Source organism: Streptomyces sp. NBC_01717 (assembly GCF_036248255.1).
GTDB lineage: Bacteria > Actinomycetota > Actinomycetes > Streptomycetales > Streptomycetaceae > Streptomyces.
This window is the reverse complement of record NZ_CP109178.1, coordinates 3,482,661-3,497,742: the sequence shown is the minus strand read 5'-3', so window position 1 is coordinate 3,497,742 and position 15,082 is coordinate 3,482,661. Positions and strand designations below refer to the sequence as shown.

The window sequence follows — 15,082 nt, the reverse complement described above, 5'->3', positions numbered from 1 at the left end:
TTGCGCTGATCCAGGGCGTCACGTAATGTTGTGTTCACGACGCGGGGTGGAGCAGCTCGGTAGCTCGCTGGGCTCATAACCCAGAGGTCGCAGGTTCAAATCCTGTCCCCGCTACTGAAGACAGAAGGCCGGATCCTTTCGAGGATCCGGCCTTCTGTGCATGCCGCGCCTTCTGCGCATGCCGTACGGGCGCCGCGTCAGAGCCTGTGGCCCACCGCCTCCGCGTACATCGACCGGTCGACGGCCTTCTCCTCCGGTACCGGCGGCTTGCCCTCCGAGACGCCCGCGTCGCTGTACGCCTGCTGCAGCCGGTCCGTCGTACCCGTCCGGATCTCCCAGTCCATCCGCATGGACGGCGTCGACCGCAGCGTCGCCTCGTCGATCTTCATCAGCTTCGCCAGCTCCGTCACGAACGCGGGATCGGACTTGTAGTCCCCGGCGAAGTAGGTGTTCACCGTCCGGATGTAGGCGCGGAGAAAGGCGACACCCGCGTCCGGGTCCTCGGTCAGCAGCGTCGGGCCGAAGAGCAGGCCGCCCAGCGGTTCGCCGACCGGCTGGCCGCCCAGGAACGCGTACCGCTTGTCGCCGTCCACCTTGCGCCAGACCGGGTCGAGCAGCCAGGCGGAGTCCACGCCGCCGTTCTGCAGGGCGGTCAGTACGTCCGCGGAACCGAGCTGCTGGAAACTGATCTTGTCGAGGCCGCCGCCGTGCTTCTTGAGCGAGGTGTCCATCGGATACGCGATGACCGAGCCCTTGCCGATCATCGTGCCCATCCTCCGGCCCGCCATGTCGACGTGCTCGGCGCTCTCGCCGTCCTTGAGGCGCACCCACAGGCCGCTCTTGGAGGTGGGATCCGGGGAGAAGTTCCCTGCCACCCACTTGATGTCGAAGCCGCCGTCGATGCCGTTCATCACGGCTGCCTCGGGGGCCGCCCACTGGGCGTCGACATCGCCCTTGGCGAGCAGTGGCAGGGCGTCCGGGGTGGGAAGCACCTTCAGTTCGACGTCCAGGCCCTCCTTGGCGAACTCGCCCTTCGCCACGGCGACCTGGAGCGGGGCGACGTACTCCGCACTGAGTGTGCCGGTGGCGACGGTGATCTTCCGCTTCTTCGCCAGCGGCTGAGGGGCGGGCGCGCCCTTGTCGCAGCGGGCCGGTCTGCGGTCGGCCGCCAGATCGGCCGGGTCGGTCCAGCTGCCCGCGCCGCAACCGGCGACGGTCTTGACGGTGCGTGGCGCGGCATCGGTGTCGCCGCTGCCGGAAGCGTTCTCGGCACAGCCCGCCGCGGCGAGCAGCGATGCCGCGACGAGCGCGACGGTGCAGGTGAGAGGGGTACGTGTGCGCACAGTGCCTCCGTACGAAGAACTCGGTGGAGCGGGTGGGGTGCCGTTCACGACTGGCTGCGGCCGCGGTCGCGCGGGGCCCACGGGGTGAGCAGCCGTCCGGCGATCCGCACCACTTCGGAGAAGACGACGCCGAGCACCGCCACGCAGACGATGCCGACGAACATCACGTCGTTCTGGAACAGCGCCCGGGAGTCGAAGATCAGATGGCCGAGCCCGTCGGCCGCCGCGATCTGCTCGGACGCCACGATGACCAGGACGGCCACGCCCGCCGCGATCCGTGCGCCGACCAGCACCGCGGGCAGCGAGGCAGGCAGCAGTACGTGCCGGAACATCTGCCAGGGCGAGGCGCCGAACACCTGGCCGGCGTCGCGGTGACCGATCGGGACGGCGAGGACGGCCGCCATGGTGGAGATCCAGACGAAGAAGAAGACCGTGGCGGCGACCAGAGCGATCTGCGGCCCTTCGCCGAGGCCGAACATGTTGAGGAAGACCGGCAGCAGGGCCAACTTCGGGACGACGTAGAGGGCGTCGAGCAACGGCTCCAGCGCCGCGCGTACGAGCGAGAGCGACCCCATCAGCAGGCCGAGCGCGTATCCGGCGACGGTCCCGATCGCATAGCCGCCGAGCACCCGCTTGAGCGTGGCCCACACATCCGGCCACAGATCGCCGTCGGCCGCCCGGTCCCAGCCGTCCGCGAGGATGGTGGACGGGGCAGGGTAGACGCGGTCGTCGATCCAGGACCTGGCGGCGGCCAGCTGCCAGAGCAGGACGAGAACCAGCGGCACGGCGACGGCGAGCGCCAGCTCCAGGGTGCGGCGCCTGCGATGGGTGCGTACGGGATGCAGCTCCTGCGGGCCCGGCCTGCGCACCAGGACGGTTCCACCCTCCTGAGACGCTTCTTTCACGGCGGTGCTCATGCCGGGATCACCTCTCTGCGGACCTCGCCGCGCAGCAGCTCCCACAACTCGCTCTTCAGCGCGGTGAATTCGGGTGTCGAACGGACGTGTCCGGTGCGCGGCCGGGCGAACGGCGGCCGGTGTTCGGCAATGATCCGGCCCGGCCTGGCGGACATCACCAGTACCCGGTCGCCGAGCACGATCGCCTCTTCCAGACTGTGGGTGATGAAGAGCGTGGTGGTACGGGTGGTCTGGGTGAGGTCGAGCAGCTCGTCCTGGAGGATCGTCCGCAGCTGGGCGTCGAGGGCAGCGAACGGCTCGTCCATCAGCAGGATTTCAGGTTCGACGGCGAGGGCGCGGGCGATCGCGACGCGTTGCCGCATCCCGCCGGAGAGAGCGGCCGGATAGGCGCCGGTGAACTCGGAGAGCCCCATCCGGGCGAGCCAGTCACGTGCCCTGGCGTCGGCCTCCTTGCGCGGTACGCGCTGGATGTCGAGGCCGAACCGGACATTGGCGAGAACGGTCTTCCAGTCGTAGATGCCGTAGTCCTGGAAGATCATCGCGGCCGGGCGGGGCGATGCCGTACGGATGGACAGCTCACCGGCGCTGGGGCGGAGCAGCCCGGCAGCGATCCGCAGCAGGGTGGACTTGCCGCAGCCGGAGGGGCCGACGATGCAGGTGAACTCGCCGGGAGCGATGTCGAGATCGACCGGGCCGAGGGCGGTGAGCGCCTTGGCGCCGCGCCCGAACGTGCGGGTGAGCGCCTGGGCCCGGAGCGTGGGGGCGGTGGGCGTGGGCGTCGGGGTGGGTGACGGTGTGGTCGGGTGCGGATCTCCCACGGGTCTCTCCTCGCACGGTCGAGGTGTGGATCCGCCGCGGGGCGGACACGATCGCCGCCGACGATATGACGACCCGTCAGATTCGGGAAGGGGGTGCGCGCGGAGTGGGTGGGCGCAGCCATCTCCGGGGCTGCGCTGCAGCAGCTTGCCCGGCCGGCACCGCTCGCTCGCGTCCGGTGGGGGGAGTGCGCGGTCGGCCGCGCGCACCTCCGGCAGGATCTACGGGTACCCGTCGAAGTGGTTCCGCACCGGAACGGCCGGTGAGGTGCGCAGGCCCGGTCCCGGTCGGGCTGAATGTGGAAGGGCCCGGTGCGAGTGTCACTCGCACCGGGCCCTTCGTCCCGTCTCAGGCAGCCGCGGCGCAGTTCGGGCAGATACCGCGGTACGTCACCTCGACATCGGAGACCGTGAAACCGAACCGCTCGTCCGCCGGCAGGTCCGCCAGCGGGTCGCCCGCCGGGTGCACGTCACGGATGGCGCCGCACCGGCCGCAGACCAGGTGCTGGTGGGGGTGGTGCGCGTTCGGGTCGTAGCGCTTCGCGCGGTGATCGGTGGCCACCTCGATGACCTCGCCGAGCGACACCATCTCACCGAGCGTGTTGTAGACGGTGGCGCGGGAGATCTCCGGCAGCTTGGCGACGGCACGGGCGTGGACCTCGTCGGCCGTCAGGTGTACATGGTCCCCGTCGAGGACCTCGGCCACGACACGCCGCTGCGCGGTCATGCGCCAGCCGCGTCCGCGGAGTCGTTCCAACAGGTCACTCATAGGAGCAAGCCTAACAGTGAGGGGTCCCTGGTTCCGAACGGGTGTGACTTTGGACCTCTGCTTGACTTAGATTTAGTCCATTGTAGGATCGATACCGATATACGCAGGGGCAGGTTGTGCGGACATCAGGACATGATGGATGTGCAGGAATGACGCAGGAGGCGCACGTGACGCAGGGACCGCTCACCACGGAGGCCGGCGCGCCGGTCGCCGACAACCAGAACAGTCAGACCGCAGGCGTCGGTGGTCCGGTCCTGGTGCAGGACCAGTCGCTGCTGGAGAAGCTCGCGCACTTCAACCGTGAGCGCATTCCGGAGCGCATCGTGCACGCCCGCGGCGCCGGTGCGTACGGCACCTTCACGCTGACCCGCGATGTCTCGCAGTGGACGCGTGCGAAGTTCCTCTCCGAGGTCGGCAAGCAGACCGAGACGTTCCTGCGCTTCTCCACCGTCGCGGGAAGCCTCGGCTCCGCCGACGCGGTGCGTGACCCCCGTGGTTTCGCGCTGAAGTTCTACACCGAAGAGGGCAACTACGACCTCGTCGGTAACAACACCCCGGTGTTCTTCATCAAGGACGCCATCAAGTTCCCGGACTTCATCCACACCCAGAAGCGCGATCCGTACACCGGCTCGCAGGAGGCGGACAACGTCTGGGACTTCTGGGGGCTGTCGCCCGAGTCCACCCACCAGGTGACCTGGCTCTTCGGTGACCGCGGCATCCCGGCCACGCTGCGTCACATGAACGGGTACGGCTCGCACACGTACCAGTGGAACAACGAGGCCGGCGAGGTCTTCTGGGTCAAGTACCACTTCAAGACCGACCAGGGCATCAGGAACCTCACGCAGGCCGAGGCCAACAAGCTCGCCGGCGACGACCCGGACAGCCACCAGCGTGATCTGCGCGAGGCGATCGAGCGCGGCGACTTCCCGTCATGGACGGTGCAGGTCCAGATCATGCCCGCGTCCGAGGCGGCCACGTACCGCTTCAACCCGTTCGACCTCACCAAGGTGTGGCCGCACGAGGACTACCCGCCGATCGAGATCGGGAAGCTGGAGCTCAATCGCAACCCCGAGAACATTTTCGCGGAGACCGAGCAGTCGATCTTCAGCCCCGCGCACTTCGTGCCGGGCATCGGCCCGTCCCCGGACAAGATGCTCCAGGGCCGCCTCTTCGCCTACGGCGACGCCCACCGCTACCGCGTCGGGATCAACGCCGACCACCTGCCCGTGAACCGTCCGCACGCCACCGAGGCGCGGACGAACAGCCGGGACGGCCACCTGTACGACGGCCGCCACAAGGGTGCGAAGAACTACGAGCCCAACAGCTTCGGCGGCCCGGTCCAGACCGACCGTCCGCTGTGGGAGCCCACCTCCGTCACCGGTGAGACCGGTACGCACGAGGCCCCGCGCCACGCCGAGGACAACGACTTCGTGCAGGCCGGGAACCTGTACCGGCTCCTCTCCGAGGACGAGAAGGTGCGGCTGATCGACAACCTCGCCGGTTTCATCGCCAAGGTCTCGCGCGACGACATCGCCGAGCGCGCGATCAACAACTTCCGCCAGGCGGATGGCGACTTCGGCAAGCGGCTGGAGGCCGCGGTCCAGGCCCTTCGCGGCTAGTACGGACGGCTGCCGGTGCCGGTGGGCCGGTCCCCTCCGTGTCGAGGGGGGCGGCCCACCGGCCGTACGTGCGCAGGGGCGTCAGCCGACCAGTTCCACCGGGTGGCGCCTGGTGGGCGTCCAGCAGCGGATGATGTCGCGGACCGAGACGATACCGACGGGCCCGTGGTCGTCCAGCACGATCAGATGCCGGAAACCGCCGTGCGTCATGGCCTCCGCGGCTTCCTCCAGAGTCCAGCCGGGCGCGGCGAAGACCACGTCGGTGGTGGTGTGGGTGGATGCGGTCTCGGTGTCGGGGTTCTGGCCGGCGCCGACCGCGTTGAGGATGTCGCGCTCGGTGAGGATGCCGAGTCCGCTGGTGTCCCGGTCGAGGACGACGGCTGCGCCGATGCGGCGGGCCGACATCAGCTGAGCCGCCTGGCGGAGCGTGTGTGTGGGGCCGATGGTGAGGACCATCGTGCTCATGGCGTCACGGACGAGCATGAAGGGAGCCACCTCCTTCGTGAAGCGACCACGTGAGCCGATTCACAAGTTCACAAGTGGGGGGACTCTCAGCGTTGCATCCTTGGGAGAGTCCAACAAGGGGTACGTGGAGATCATTCGAGGGGCGCACGGAAATGGACCGCGCGCCCCTCGGGAGTCTGTACGCCTCGTAGCGGCGCCGGATCAGTAGCGCTGGTTCAGGTATCCCAGCAGTTCGTGGTGGAGCAGACCGTTCGAGGCCGCCGCGTTCCCGCCGCCCGGACCGGGCACCCCGTCCAGGCTGGTGAACCGGCCACCCGCCTCCTGGACGATGATCGCGTTCGCCGCCATGTCCCAGAGCGAGAGCTCCGGCTCCGCGCAGATGTCCACGGAACCCTCGGCGACCATCATGTACGGCCAGAAGTCCCCGTACCCGCGCGTACGCCAGCAGGCCCGGGTCAGATCCATGAAGCCGTCGAGCCGGCCCTGCTCCTCCCAGCCGGTCATCGACGCGTACGCGAACGAGGCGTCCGGGATCCGCTCGACCTTCGAGACGTGCAGCCGGGTCGCGGAGGTGAGGCTGCGGCCGGAGAACGCCCCCGCGCCCTTCGCCGCCCACCAGCGCCGGCCCAGCGCGGGGGCCGACACCACGCCCACCACCGGTTGGAAGCCGTTCTCGCCCGCCTCCATCAGCGAGATCAGCGTCGCCCAGACCGGCACACCGCGCACGTAGTTCTTCGTGCCGTCGATCGGGTCGACGACCCAGCGGCGCGGGCCGGTGCCCTCGATCCCGTACTCCTCGCCGAGGATCGCGTCGCGCGGGCGAGCCCGATGGAGGTGACCGCGGATCAGCTCCTCGGCGGCCTTGTCGGCCTCGCTCACCGGCGTCATGTCCGGCTTGGTCTCGACCTTGAGGTCGAGGGCCTTGAACCGGTCCATCGTCGTCGCGTCGGCGGCGTCCGCCAGCACATGGGCGAGGCGCAGATCATCGTGGTAATCGGGCATGTCGTCACAGTATCGACCGCAGGTGAACAGAGCCACAGGACCCTGGCGGTGCATGGACTCTTGACAGTGCGGGAGAGCGCGTCAACTCTGAAGCGCAGACCCCTGGCGTGGGAGGCGACGATGCCTGCAGCGCGAGAAGCATTGCTGGACGCCGCCCTCTCGGCGCTCAGCACCCTGCCCTGGGCGACGGTGCGGATGGTCGACGTCGCGTCCGCCGCAGGAGTCTCCCGGCAGACCCTCTACAACGAGTTCGGCAGCAAGGACGGCCTGGCCCGGGCTCTCGTCCGGCGCGCTGCCGACGGCTACCTCGCCGGTGTCGAACGGGCCTTGCAATCGCCCGGCGACACGGGGGACAGACTGGCCGCCACCGCCGCCTGGACGGTCCGGGCCGCGCGCACGAACACCCTGGTCAGGGCCTTGCTCACGGGTTGCTGGGGAGAGCGGTTACCCCGCCCCGCCCGTCTCTCGGGGCCGCCTTCCTCGCCCGTACCGGCGCAGCGGCGAGCCGATGCCGGGCCGCCGACCCCGGCGGAGCTCCTCGGCCTGGTGCGCGACCGCGCGGTGGTCGCCCTGGACGGGGGGCGCCCGCAGCACGACCCGGCGGCGCTGGCCGTGACCTGCGAGATCGTGTTGCGCCTCGCACTGTCGTACGCGGTTGCCGCGTCCTCCGTCCCCACGGACGCTGCGCCGCTGGTGCGCGAGGTGGTGGAGCGGTGGCCCGCCGGGTGATTGGCGGGCCACCGGTGGCGCGCTACTTCTTCAGCCAGCCGACCTTGGTGTAGTCGACGGAGGCCAGGCCCTCGGCGCCGTAGTTCGCCAGGTCCTTGCGGACGGCGACGATCTGCGGGCGCTGGTAGAGCTCGATGGAGTGACCGAGCTTCCAGATCTCGACGTCCGCCTCGTTGTAGAGCTTGGCCGCCGCGGCCCGGTCGGTGGTCTGTGCGGCTTTCGACAGCAGTTCGTCGATCTTCGGGGAGCCGACCGAACCGAAGTTCTGGAAGAGGTTCTTGCCCTTCGGCTGCCGGTACACCGGGTACGACATGGTCAGATACACCTGGTCGACGTTGCGGAAGCTGACCAGGTCGAAGTTGCCGGTGTTGACGAACTTGTTGAAGAAGTCGTTCGCCGGGACCTTCTTGATGTTCACCTTCACGCCGATGACACCGAGCTGCTGCTGCACGAGCTCAGCCTGGTCCGTCTGGGCCGAGGTGCCGCCCGCGCTCAGGGCGTAGTCGAGCGTGAGCTGCTTGCCGCCCTTGGTGCGCGGCTTGCCCTCGCCGGCGTCCTTCCAGCCCGCCTCGTCGAGGAGCTTCTTCGCCTTCTCGACGTCGTACTCGCCGTACGCCCCGGCGTTCGCCTGGTAGCCCACCTGGTTGGGCATGAAGAAGTGGTTGTCCAGCGGCTTCAGTTCGAAGGAGAGGTCCTTGCTGAAGCTGGCGTTGATGCCCTTGCGGTCGATCGCAGCCTGCAGGGCGTTGCGTACCTTCACGTCCTTCAGCGGCCCCCGGCCGCCGTTCAGGGTGATGTGCACCTCGTCCCAGCGGGCGCCGCGCCGGATCTCCGTGCCCGGCGCGTCGACCAGGCGCTTGTAGTCCTCCGGGAGGAGCGCGGTGGCCGAGTCCGTCTCCTTGTTGAGGTAGGCGTCGGTCATCGCGGAGAAGTCCAGCACCCGGTAGATCACCGAGTCCAGCTTGGGCTTGTCGCCCCACCACTTGGGGTCCGGAACGGCTGTGATGGTCTGCGCCGTCTTGTCGTACTCACCGATCTTGAAGGCGTTGCCCGAGACCGGGACCTTCTCCGACCAGCCCTTGTTGAACTTCTCCGGGGTGTCGATGTACTCGGCCGGGTAGAGCGGGTCGAAAAGCCGTTGCCAGTCGGCGTACGGCTCGGTGAAGGTGACCTTCACGCCGTGGGCGTCCTTGCCCTGCTCGACCTTGGATATCTGGTCGTAGCCCGAGGTGTCGGCCGCCTCGTACGCCTCGTCCGAGCCGTTCAGGGCCTTCCACTGGGCCTCGAAGTCCTTCCAGCTCAGCGGCTTGCCGTCGGACCACTTGGCCTTCGGGTTCAGCTGGTACTCCACCACCTGCGGGCTGGTGGAGACGACCTTCGCCGAGGCCAGGAAGTTCGGGTTGGTGTGGATGGCGCCCTTGGCGTCCGAGTCGAAGAGGTCCGGCAGGACGAGTGCGCTGATCTCCATGGCATCGCCCTGCGAGCCGTCCACGGTGTTGTAGTTGTACTGGGTGATCCACTGGGTGATCGGCACCTTCACCGATCCGCCCTGCCTGAGGTCGCTGAGCGGGTGCGCGTTGATGTCCTGGCCGTCGGCCTTGGGCGCGGCCTGCTTCTTCGGCGCCTTGGCGTCCGCGCCGGAGGAGTCGCAGCCGGTCACCGCCAAGGTGGCCGACAGGGCTGCGGCGATGGCGATCACGGTGGTTCTGCGCATCGGTGTTCATTCCTCCGGTTCGGGTGCGGTCCGATCGGGGCCGCAGGCTGCGGAGACCGTAAGTCGATCTTCGGGCTGGTGGGAGGGCAGCCGGGGTGGTTTCATGGTTTCTTTGCATGTCCGCAACAAAACACCGTCAAGCTGGGCCAGTAGGCAGACCTGCGCCGATGGAGTCGGCCGTGGCCGCGATCCGGCCCGCCGGCTCTGCACGACCCTTGTGAACGCCCCTGTGGAGGACCAACACCTGTGGCCGCCTTTCTGGCCAAGCGACTCGGCTACTACGCCGTGCTGTTGCTGGCCGCCGTCTGCCTGTCGTACCTCCTCGCGTCCCTGGCGCTCGACCCGCGCGCGTACTACGAGGGGCGCCAGCCGCCCCTCTCGCCCAGGTCCGTCGACCACCACCTCACCGCTCTCGGGGTCAATGACCACGAGCCGCTGCTCACCCGGTTCGGGCAGTGGGCCGGGCGCGCGGTCCGCGGTGATCTCGGGCAGACCATCGACGGGACCTCGGTGGGTGCGGAGTTCGGGCGCCGGATCGGGGTCAGCCTGCGGCTGCTTCTGCTCGGCACCGTCCTCGGGACCGTCGTCGGCGTGCTCGCCGGCGCCTGGACCGCCGTACGCCAGTACCGGCTCTCCGACCGACTGGTCACCCTCGCCTCGTTCGTCCTGCTCTCCACCCCCGTCTTCCTGCTCGCGGTGCTCCTGAAGATCGGCGCGATCTGGTTCAACCAGAAGACCGGTACCGAGGCCATCCAGTTCACCGGCGAGAAGAGCCCCGGCGTGGACTCCGGGTTCTGGACCGTGCTGAAGGACAGGTCGGTGCATCTGCTGCTGCCGACCGTCTCCATCGCCCTCGGCACCATCGCGAGTTACAGCCGCTACCAGCGCTCCACCATGCTCGACGTCCTCGGCTCCGACTATCTGCGCACCGCTCAGGCCAAGGGGCTCACCCGGTCCACCGCGCTGCTCAAGCACGGGCTGCGCACGGCGCTCATCCCCATGTCGACCTACTTCAGTTACGGCTTCCTGGCGCTGTTCACCGGTGCCACCTTCACCGAGACGATCTTCGGCTGGCACGGCATGGGCGAGTGGTTCGTCGCCTCCGTCGGCAAGAACGACGTCAACTCGGTGGTCGCCGTCAATGTGTTCGCCGCCGTGATGGTCCTCCTGTCCGGCTTCCTCGCGGATCTCCTGCACGCCGCGCTCGACCCGCGTATCCGGAATGCCTGAACCTGCCCGAGGAGTACGACTGTCATGACCGCCGTCATCGAGACCGCCGCCGACGCCGCGGCGGGAGGGGCCGAGCCGCTGCGGCCGGTCGGCCGCGCCGCGGTGGTGCTGCGCCGCTTCGTGAGCAACCGCGGTGCACTCGCCGGAGGAACGATCCTTCTGCTGCTCTTCCTGCTCGCCTTCGCCGGACCCCTGATCAGCCACTGGGACTACAGCTACATCGACTACACCTCGCTGCGCGAAGGCCCGGGCGGGAGGCACTGGTGGGGGACCAACCGCATCGGGCAGGACGTCTTCGCGCAGACCGTCCGCGGACTCCAGAAGTCGCTGCTGATCGGGCTGCTGGTGGCGTTCTTCTCGACCGTGCTCGCCTCGCTGGTCGGCGCCTGCGCCGGATACTTCGGGGGCTGGCCGGACCGGATCCTGATGTTCGGCGTCGATCTGCTGCTGGTCTTCCCGGCGTTCCTGATCATCGCGATCATCTCACCGAGGCTGCGCGGCGGCGGCTGGTTCGCCTTCGTCGGGCTGCTCGCCGTGTTCGGCTGGATGATCACCGCACGGGTGGTGCGGTCCATGACGCTCTCCCTCAAGGAGCGCGAATTCGTGCGGGCCGCCCGGTACATGGGGGTCGGGCCGTTCCGGGTGATCTGGCGGCACATCCTGCCGAACGTCGCCTCCTTCCTCATCATCGACGCGACCATCGCGGTCGGCGGCGCGGTGATGAGCGAGACCGCGCTGTCGTACTTCGGCTTCGGCGTCCAGGCGCCCGATGTCTCGCTCGGCACGCTCATCGCCTCGACGACCGGCGCCGCGGTGACGTACCCCTGGATGTTCTTCTTCCCCGCAGGACTGCTCATCGTCTTCGTCCTCGCGGTGAACCTGGTGGGCGACGGACTGCGCGACGCGCTCGATCCGACGAGCGGGCGCGGCCGTTCAACGGCTCGGACAGCTGTTCAGAGCGAGGAGACCGACCGATGAGTACGACGACTGACGGACAGGCACCCGTGGTGCTGGACGTCTCCGGTCTCGCCGTCGACTTCGACGGGGCGCCCGCCGTCCGGGGCGTCGACTTCACCCTGCACCGCGGCGAAGTGCTCGGCCTGGTGGGGGAGTCGGGGTCGGGCAAGTCCGCCACCGCACTGGCCGTGCTCGGGCTGCTGCCGGCCAATGCACGGGTACGGGGATCGGTCCGGCTCGCCGGGAGCGGAACCGCGGACGAGGGCGGGACCGAACTCGTCGGCGCCACCGACCGGGTGCTCTCCTCGGTACGCGGGCGCCGTATCGGCATGGTCTTCCAGGACCCGCTCTCCGCCTTCACCCCGGTCTACCGGATCGGCGACCAGATCGCCGAGGCCATCCGCACCCACCGCGACGTCTCCCGCGAGCGCGCCCGTGCGGAAGCCGTCGACCTGCTCGACCTCGTGGGCATTCCCGAACCGGCCACCAGGGCGCAGGGATTCCCGCACGAGTTCTCCGGCGGGATGCGGCAGCGCGCCATGATCGCGATGGCCGTCGCCAACGACCCGGATGTGATCATCGCCGATGAGCCGACCACGGCCCTCGACGTCACCGTCCAGGCCCAGGTCCTGGACGTGCTGCGCACCGCGCAGCGCGAGACGGGTGCCGCGCTGCTGCTGGTCAGCCATGACCTCGGGGTGATCGCGGGAGCGGCGGACCGGGTCGCGGTGATGTACGCGGGCCGGGTCGTCGAGACCGCAGCGGCGACCGAACTCTTCCGGCGGCCCCGGATGCCCTACACGCTCGGCCTGATCGGTGCCGTACCGCGGATCGACGGCCCCTCGGACGTGCTCGTCCCGATCCCGGGCGCACCGCCCTCGGCGGGCCGGCTATCGAAAGGCTGCGCCTTCGCCCCGCGCTGCCCGCTGGCCGAGGACCGCTGCACGGCGTCCGAGCCCGCGCTCGCGGCCGCGGACGCGAGCGACGAAGGCCATCTCGCCGCCTGCGTACGGGCCGACGAGATCGCCGAACGGGGCCTCACCCCGGCGGAGGTCTTCCCCGTCCCGTCCATTCCCGAACGCGCCGCCTCCCCCGGCGACCGGGTCCTGCACGTCACCGGGCTCACCAAGACGTTCCCCGTCCTCAAGGGGACCGCGTTCAAACGGCGTGTCGGCTCCATCCATGCGGTCGACGGCGTGGACCTCTCCATCCGGGCCGGTGAAACACTCGCGCTCGTCGGGGAGTCCGGATCCGGCAAGTCCACCACCCTCTTCGAACTGCTGAACCTCGTCCGCCCCGAAGGCGGGGACATCGAGCTCTTCGGACGGTCCCTCGACGGACTGTCCAAGGCCGACCGCAAGGCGCTGCGCGGCCGGGTCCAGATCGTCTTCCAGGACCCGATGGCCAGCCTCGACCCGCGGATGCCGGTCGGCGACATCGTCGCCGAGCCGCTGCGCACCCAGGGCGCGGACCGCGCCACCGTGGCCCGGCGGATTCCCGAGCTGCTCACTCAGGTCGGACTCGAGCCGGCGCACGCCTCCCGCTTCCCGCACGAGTTCTCCGGTGGGCAGCGGCAGCGCATCGGGATCGCCCGCGCGCTCTCCGTCGAACCGGACCTGCTCGTGCTCGACGAACCGGTGTCCGCGCTCGACGTGTCCGTACAGGCCGGGGTGCTCAACCTGCTCCAGCGGCTCAAGGCCGAGCTGGGACTCGCGTACCTCTTCGTCTCGCACGATCTTTCGGTGGTGCGGCACATCGCGGACCGGGTGAGCGTCGTCTACCTCGGCCGTACGGTCGAGACCGGCACCGCCGAGGAGGTCTTCGAGCGGGCCCGCCATCCGTACACGCAGGCGCTGCTGTCGGCCGTCCCGCTGCCCGACCCGGAGCGCGAGCGCCGCCGCACCCGCATTCTGCTGGCCGGGGATCCGCCGAGCCCGACGCGGCGGTACGAGGGCTGCCGGTTCCGGTCACGCTGCCCGGTGTACGCGGAGCTGGGCGAGGAGGACAGGGAGCGCTGCGAGCGCGACGTACCGGTCGGGGAGGCGGCCGGGCACAGCGCCGCCTGTCACTTTCCCGGACGTCCCCTGCCGGTCAGTGGGACGAGCCCGACAGCTGCAGTCCGATCACACCCAGGATCACCAGGGAGATCGAGATCAGCTTGAGCGTGGAGACCACGTCGTCGAGGAAGACCATGCCGTAGATCGCGGTGCCCGCCGCGCCGATGCCCGTCCACACGGCGTAGGCGGGCCCCACGTCGAGCTTCTTCAGGGACAGGGTCAGCAGACCGAAGCTGCCGAGCGCGAAGATGCAGAAGGCGATGGTCGGCCAGAGCCGGGTGAAGCCGTGCGACAGTTTCAGACAGACAGCGAAGCCGGTCTCCAGAAGCCCTGCGACCACGACCAGCAGCCACGCCATCGTCGGTGCCCTCCCACGTCGGTGACTGCCCTGTCCCGCTGCGTGCGATTATGCACTTACCGGTAGCAGCAGATCGCAAACGTGCCTGGATCAGTCGCCTTCGCGTCGCTCCCGGGTGGCCAGCAGCCGGTGCAGCGAGTCCAGCCGGGCCGGATCGGCATGCCCGGCCGCCACCCAGGCGCCCAGAGCGCATTCCGGTTGGACGGCGTCGTGGGTGCAGCCGCGAGGGCAGTCCTCGGTGCCGGGCTCCAGGTCGGGGAAGGCGTGGATGACCCGCGAAGGGTCGATGTGGTGCAGCCCGAAGGAGCGCACACCGGGGGTGTCGACCACCCAGCCGCGCCCGTCCGGCAGGGGCAGCGCCAGGGCCGAGGTGGTGGTGTGCCGGCCGCGGCCGGTGACCGCGTTGACGACACCCGTCGTACGCCGCCGGTCCTTCGGCACCAGGGCGTTGACCAGCGTGGTCTTTCCGACGCCGGAGTGCCCCACGAACGCGGTGACCCGGTCGTTCAGCTGCTCGCGCACCCGGTCCGCCGCGTCGCCGTTCTCCAGCTCCTGGCGGCTGGTGACGATGTAGGGGACACCCAGCGGGGTGTACGCCTCCAGGAGCTTGTCCGGGGACGCCAGGTCGGACTTGGTGAGGACCAGGAGCGGGGTGAGCCCGCCGTCGTACGCCGCCACCAGACAGCGGTCGATCATCCGCGGACGCGGTTCCGGATCGGCCAGCGCGGTGACGATCGCCAGCTGATCGGCGTTGGCGACGACCACCCGCTCGTACGGATCGTCGTCGTCCGCGGTCCGCCGCAGCACCGAGCGGCGCTCACCGATGCGGACGATGCGGGCCAGGGTGTCCTTGTCCCCGGACAGATCGCCGACGATGGAGACGGTGTCCCCCACCACCGCGGCCTTGCGGCCGAGCTCGCGCGCCTTCATCGCCATGACCGTACGGCCCTCGACGAGGCAGGTGAGGCGGCCGCGGTCGACGGTGAGGACCATGCCGTCCTCGGCGTCCTCGTGCTTCGGACGGGTATGCGTACGAGGCCGGTTGCCCTTCGGGTTGGGGCGGAACCGGATGTCGTCCTCGTCGGGGTTCTTGCCGTAGCGACGCAT

Annotated in this window: 14 protein-coding genes and 1 tRNA gene; 6 read left to right on the top strand and 9 right to left on the bottom strand. The window is 69.4% G+C overall.

Annotated features, from left to right (window positions below):
* Nucleotides 1-40 precede the first annotated feature (40 nt).
* Nucleotides 41-114: transfer RNA gene (locus OHB49_RS15700), tRNA-Met, on the top strand.
* A gap of 83 nt (nt 115-197) precedes the next feature.
* Here OHB49_RS15700 and OHB49_RS15695 read toward each other — a convergent pair.
* The 4 genes from OHB49_RS15695 to OHB49_RS15680 all read right to left on the bottom strand — a co-directional run bounded on the left by OHB49_RS15695 (nt 198) and on the right by OHB49_RS15680 (nt 3,844).
* On the bottom strand, nt 198-1,343 hold the full coding sequence (locus OHB49_RS15695; RefSeq protein ID WP_329160961.1) for an ABC transporter substrate-binding protein: 1,146 nt from the start codon (nt 1,341-1,343) through the stop codon (nt 198-200).
* Nucleotides 1,344-1,387: 44 nt separating this feature from the next.
* Nucleotides 1,388-2,260 (bottom strand): ABC transporter permease, encoded by an 873-nt coding sequence (locus tag OHB49_RS15690; protein ID WP_329160959.1) that lies wholly within the window; start codon nt 2,258-2,260, stop codon nt 1,388-1,390.
* Nucleotides 2,257-3,078, bottom strand: coding sequence for an ABC transporter ATP-binding protein (locus OHB49_RS15685; RefSeq protein ID WP_329160957.1), 822 nt, complete (start codon nt 3,076-3,078; stop codon nt 2,257-2,259). Before OHB49_RS15685 ends, OHB49_RS15690 begins: the two co-directional genes overlap by 4 nt.
* 346 nt (nt 3,079-3,424) lie before the next feature.
* Nucleotides 3,425-3,844 carry a Fur family transcriptional regulator gene (locus OHB49_RS15680; RefSeq protein WP_030969727.1) on the bottom strand — a complete coding sequence of 140 codons (420 nt, stop codon included), beginning with the start codon at nt 3,842-3,844 and terminating at the stop codon, nt 3,425-3,427.
* A 149-nt stretch (nt 3,845-3,993) separates the two neighbouring features.
* On the opposite strand from OHB49_RS15680, the gene OHB49_RS15675 reads away from it, so the two are divergent.
* Nucleotides 3,994-5,463, top strand: coding sequence for a catalase (locus tag OHB49_RS15675; protein ID WP_329160955.1), 1,470 nt, complete (start codon nt 3,994-3,996; stop codon nt 5,461-5,463).
* 81 nt (nt 5,464-5,544) lie between these two features.
* Here OHB49_RS15675 and OHB49_RS15670 read toward each other — a convergent pair whose 3' ends face one another.
* The gene (locus tag OHB49_RS15670; RefSeq protein ID WP_030969738.1) at nt 5,545-5,946 is read right to left on the bottom strand and encodes a CBS domain-containing protein; all 402 of its coding nucleotides are present in this window, start codon (nt 5,944-5,946) and stop codon (nt 5,545-5,547) included.
* A gap of 183 nt (nt 5,947-6,129) precedes the next feature.
* Nucleotides 6,130-6,930 (bottom strand): histidinol-phosphatase, encoded by an 801-nt coding sequence (hisN, locus tag OHB49_RS15665; RefSeq protein WP_313939112.1) that lies wholly within the window; start codon nt 6,928-6,930, stop codon nt 6,130-6,132.
* A gap of 120 nt (nt 6,931-7,050) precedes the next feature.
* Between hisN and OHB49_RS15660 the strand changes: the two genes are divergently transcribed.
* On the top strand, nt 7,051-7,659 hold the full coding sequence (locus OHB49_RS15660; protein ID WP_329160952.1) for a TetR/AcrR family transcriptional regulator: 609 nt from the start codon (nt 7,051-7,053) through the stop codon (nt 7,657-7,659).
* A 22-nt stretch (nt 7,660-7,681) separates the two neighbouring features.
* Here the strand turns inward: OHB49_RS15660 and OHB49_RS15655 are convergent, their stop codons facing one another.
* Entirely contained in the window at nt 7,682-9,373 is a 1,692-nt protein-coding gene (locus tag OHB49_RS15655; RefSeq protein ID WP_329160950.1) for an ABC transporter family substrate-binding protein, read from the bottom strand.
* A 246-nt stretch (nt 9,374-9,619) separates the two neighbouring features.
* On the opposite strand from OHB49_RS15655, the gene OHB49_RS15650 reads away from it, so the two are divergent.
* Genes OHB49_RS15650 through OHB49_RS15640 form a run of 3 tightly spaced genes read left to right on the top strand, consistent with a single transcriptional unit; the run spans nt 9,620 to nt 13,722 of the window.
* Nucleotides 9,620-10,603 carry an ABC transporter permease gene (locus OHB49_RS15650; protein WP_030969762.1) on the top strand — a complete coding sequence of 328 codons (984 nt, stop codon included), beginning with the start codon at nt 9,620-9,622 and terminating at the stop codon, nt 10,601-10,603.
* A 24-nt stretch (nt 10,604-10,627) separates the two neighbouring features.
* Nucleotides 10,628-11,581 carry an ABC transporter permease gene (locus OHB49_RS15645; RefSeq protein ID WP_329160948.1) on the top strand — a complete coding sequence of 318 codons (954 nt, stop codon included), beginning with the start codon at nt 10,628-10,630 and terminating at the stop codon, nt 11,579-11,581.
* Nucleotides 11,578-13,722, top strand: a complete 2,145-nt coding sequence (locus OHB49_RS15640; protein ID WP_329160946.1) for an ABC transporter ATP-binding protein — start codon at nt 11,578-11,580, stop codon at nt 13,720-13,722. Before OHB49_RS15645 ends, OHB49_RS15640 begins: the two co-directional genes overlap by 4 nt.
* On the opposite strand, the gene OHB49_RS15635 is transcribed toward OHB49_RS15640, so the two are convergent.
* Nucleotides 13,652-13,975: a DMT family transporter gene (locus OHB49_RS15635; RefSeq protein WP_030969764.1), complete on the bottom strand. Its 324-nt coding sequence runs from the start codon at nt 13,973-13,975 to the stop codon at nt 13,652-13,654. The genes OHB49_RS15640 and OHB49_RS15635 overlap by 71 nt on opposite strands.
* Before the next feature lie 90 nt (nt 13,976-14,065).
* Complete coding sequence (rsgA, locus tag OHB49_RS15630; protein ID WP_030969765.1) at nt 14,066-15,082, bottom strand: ribosome small subunit-dependent GTPase A; 1,017 nt, start codon at nt 15,080-15,082, stop codon at nt 14,066-14,068.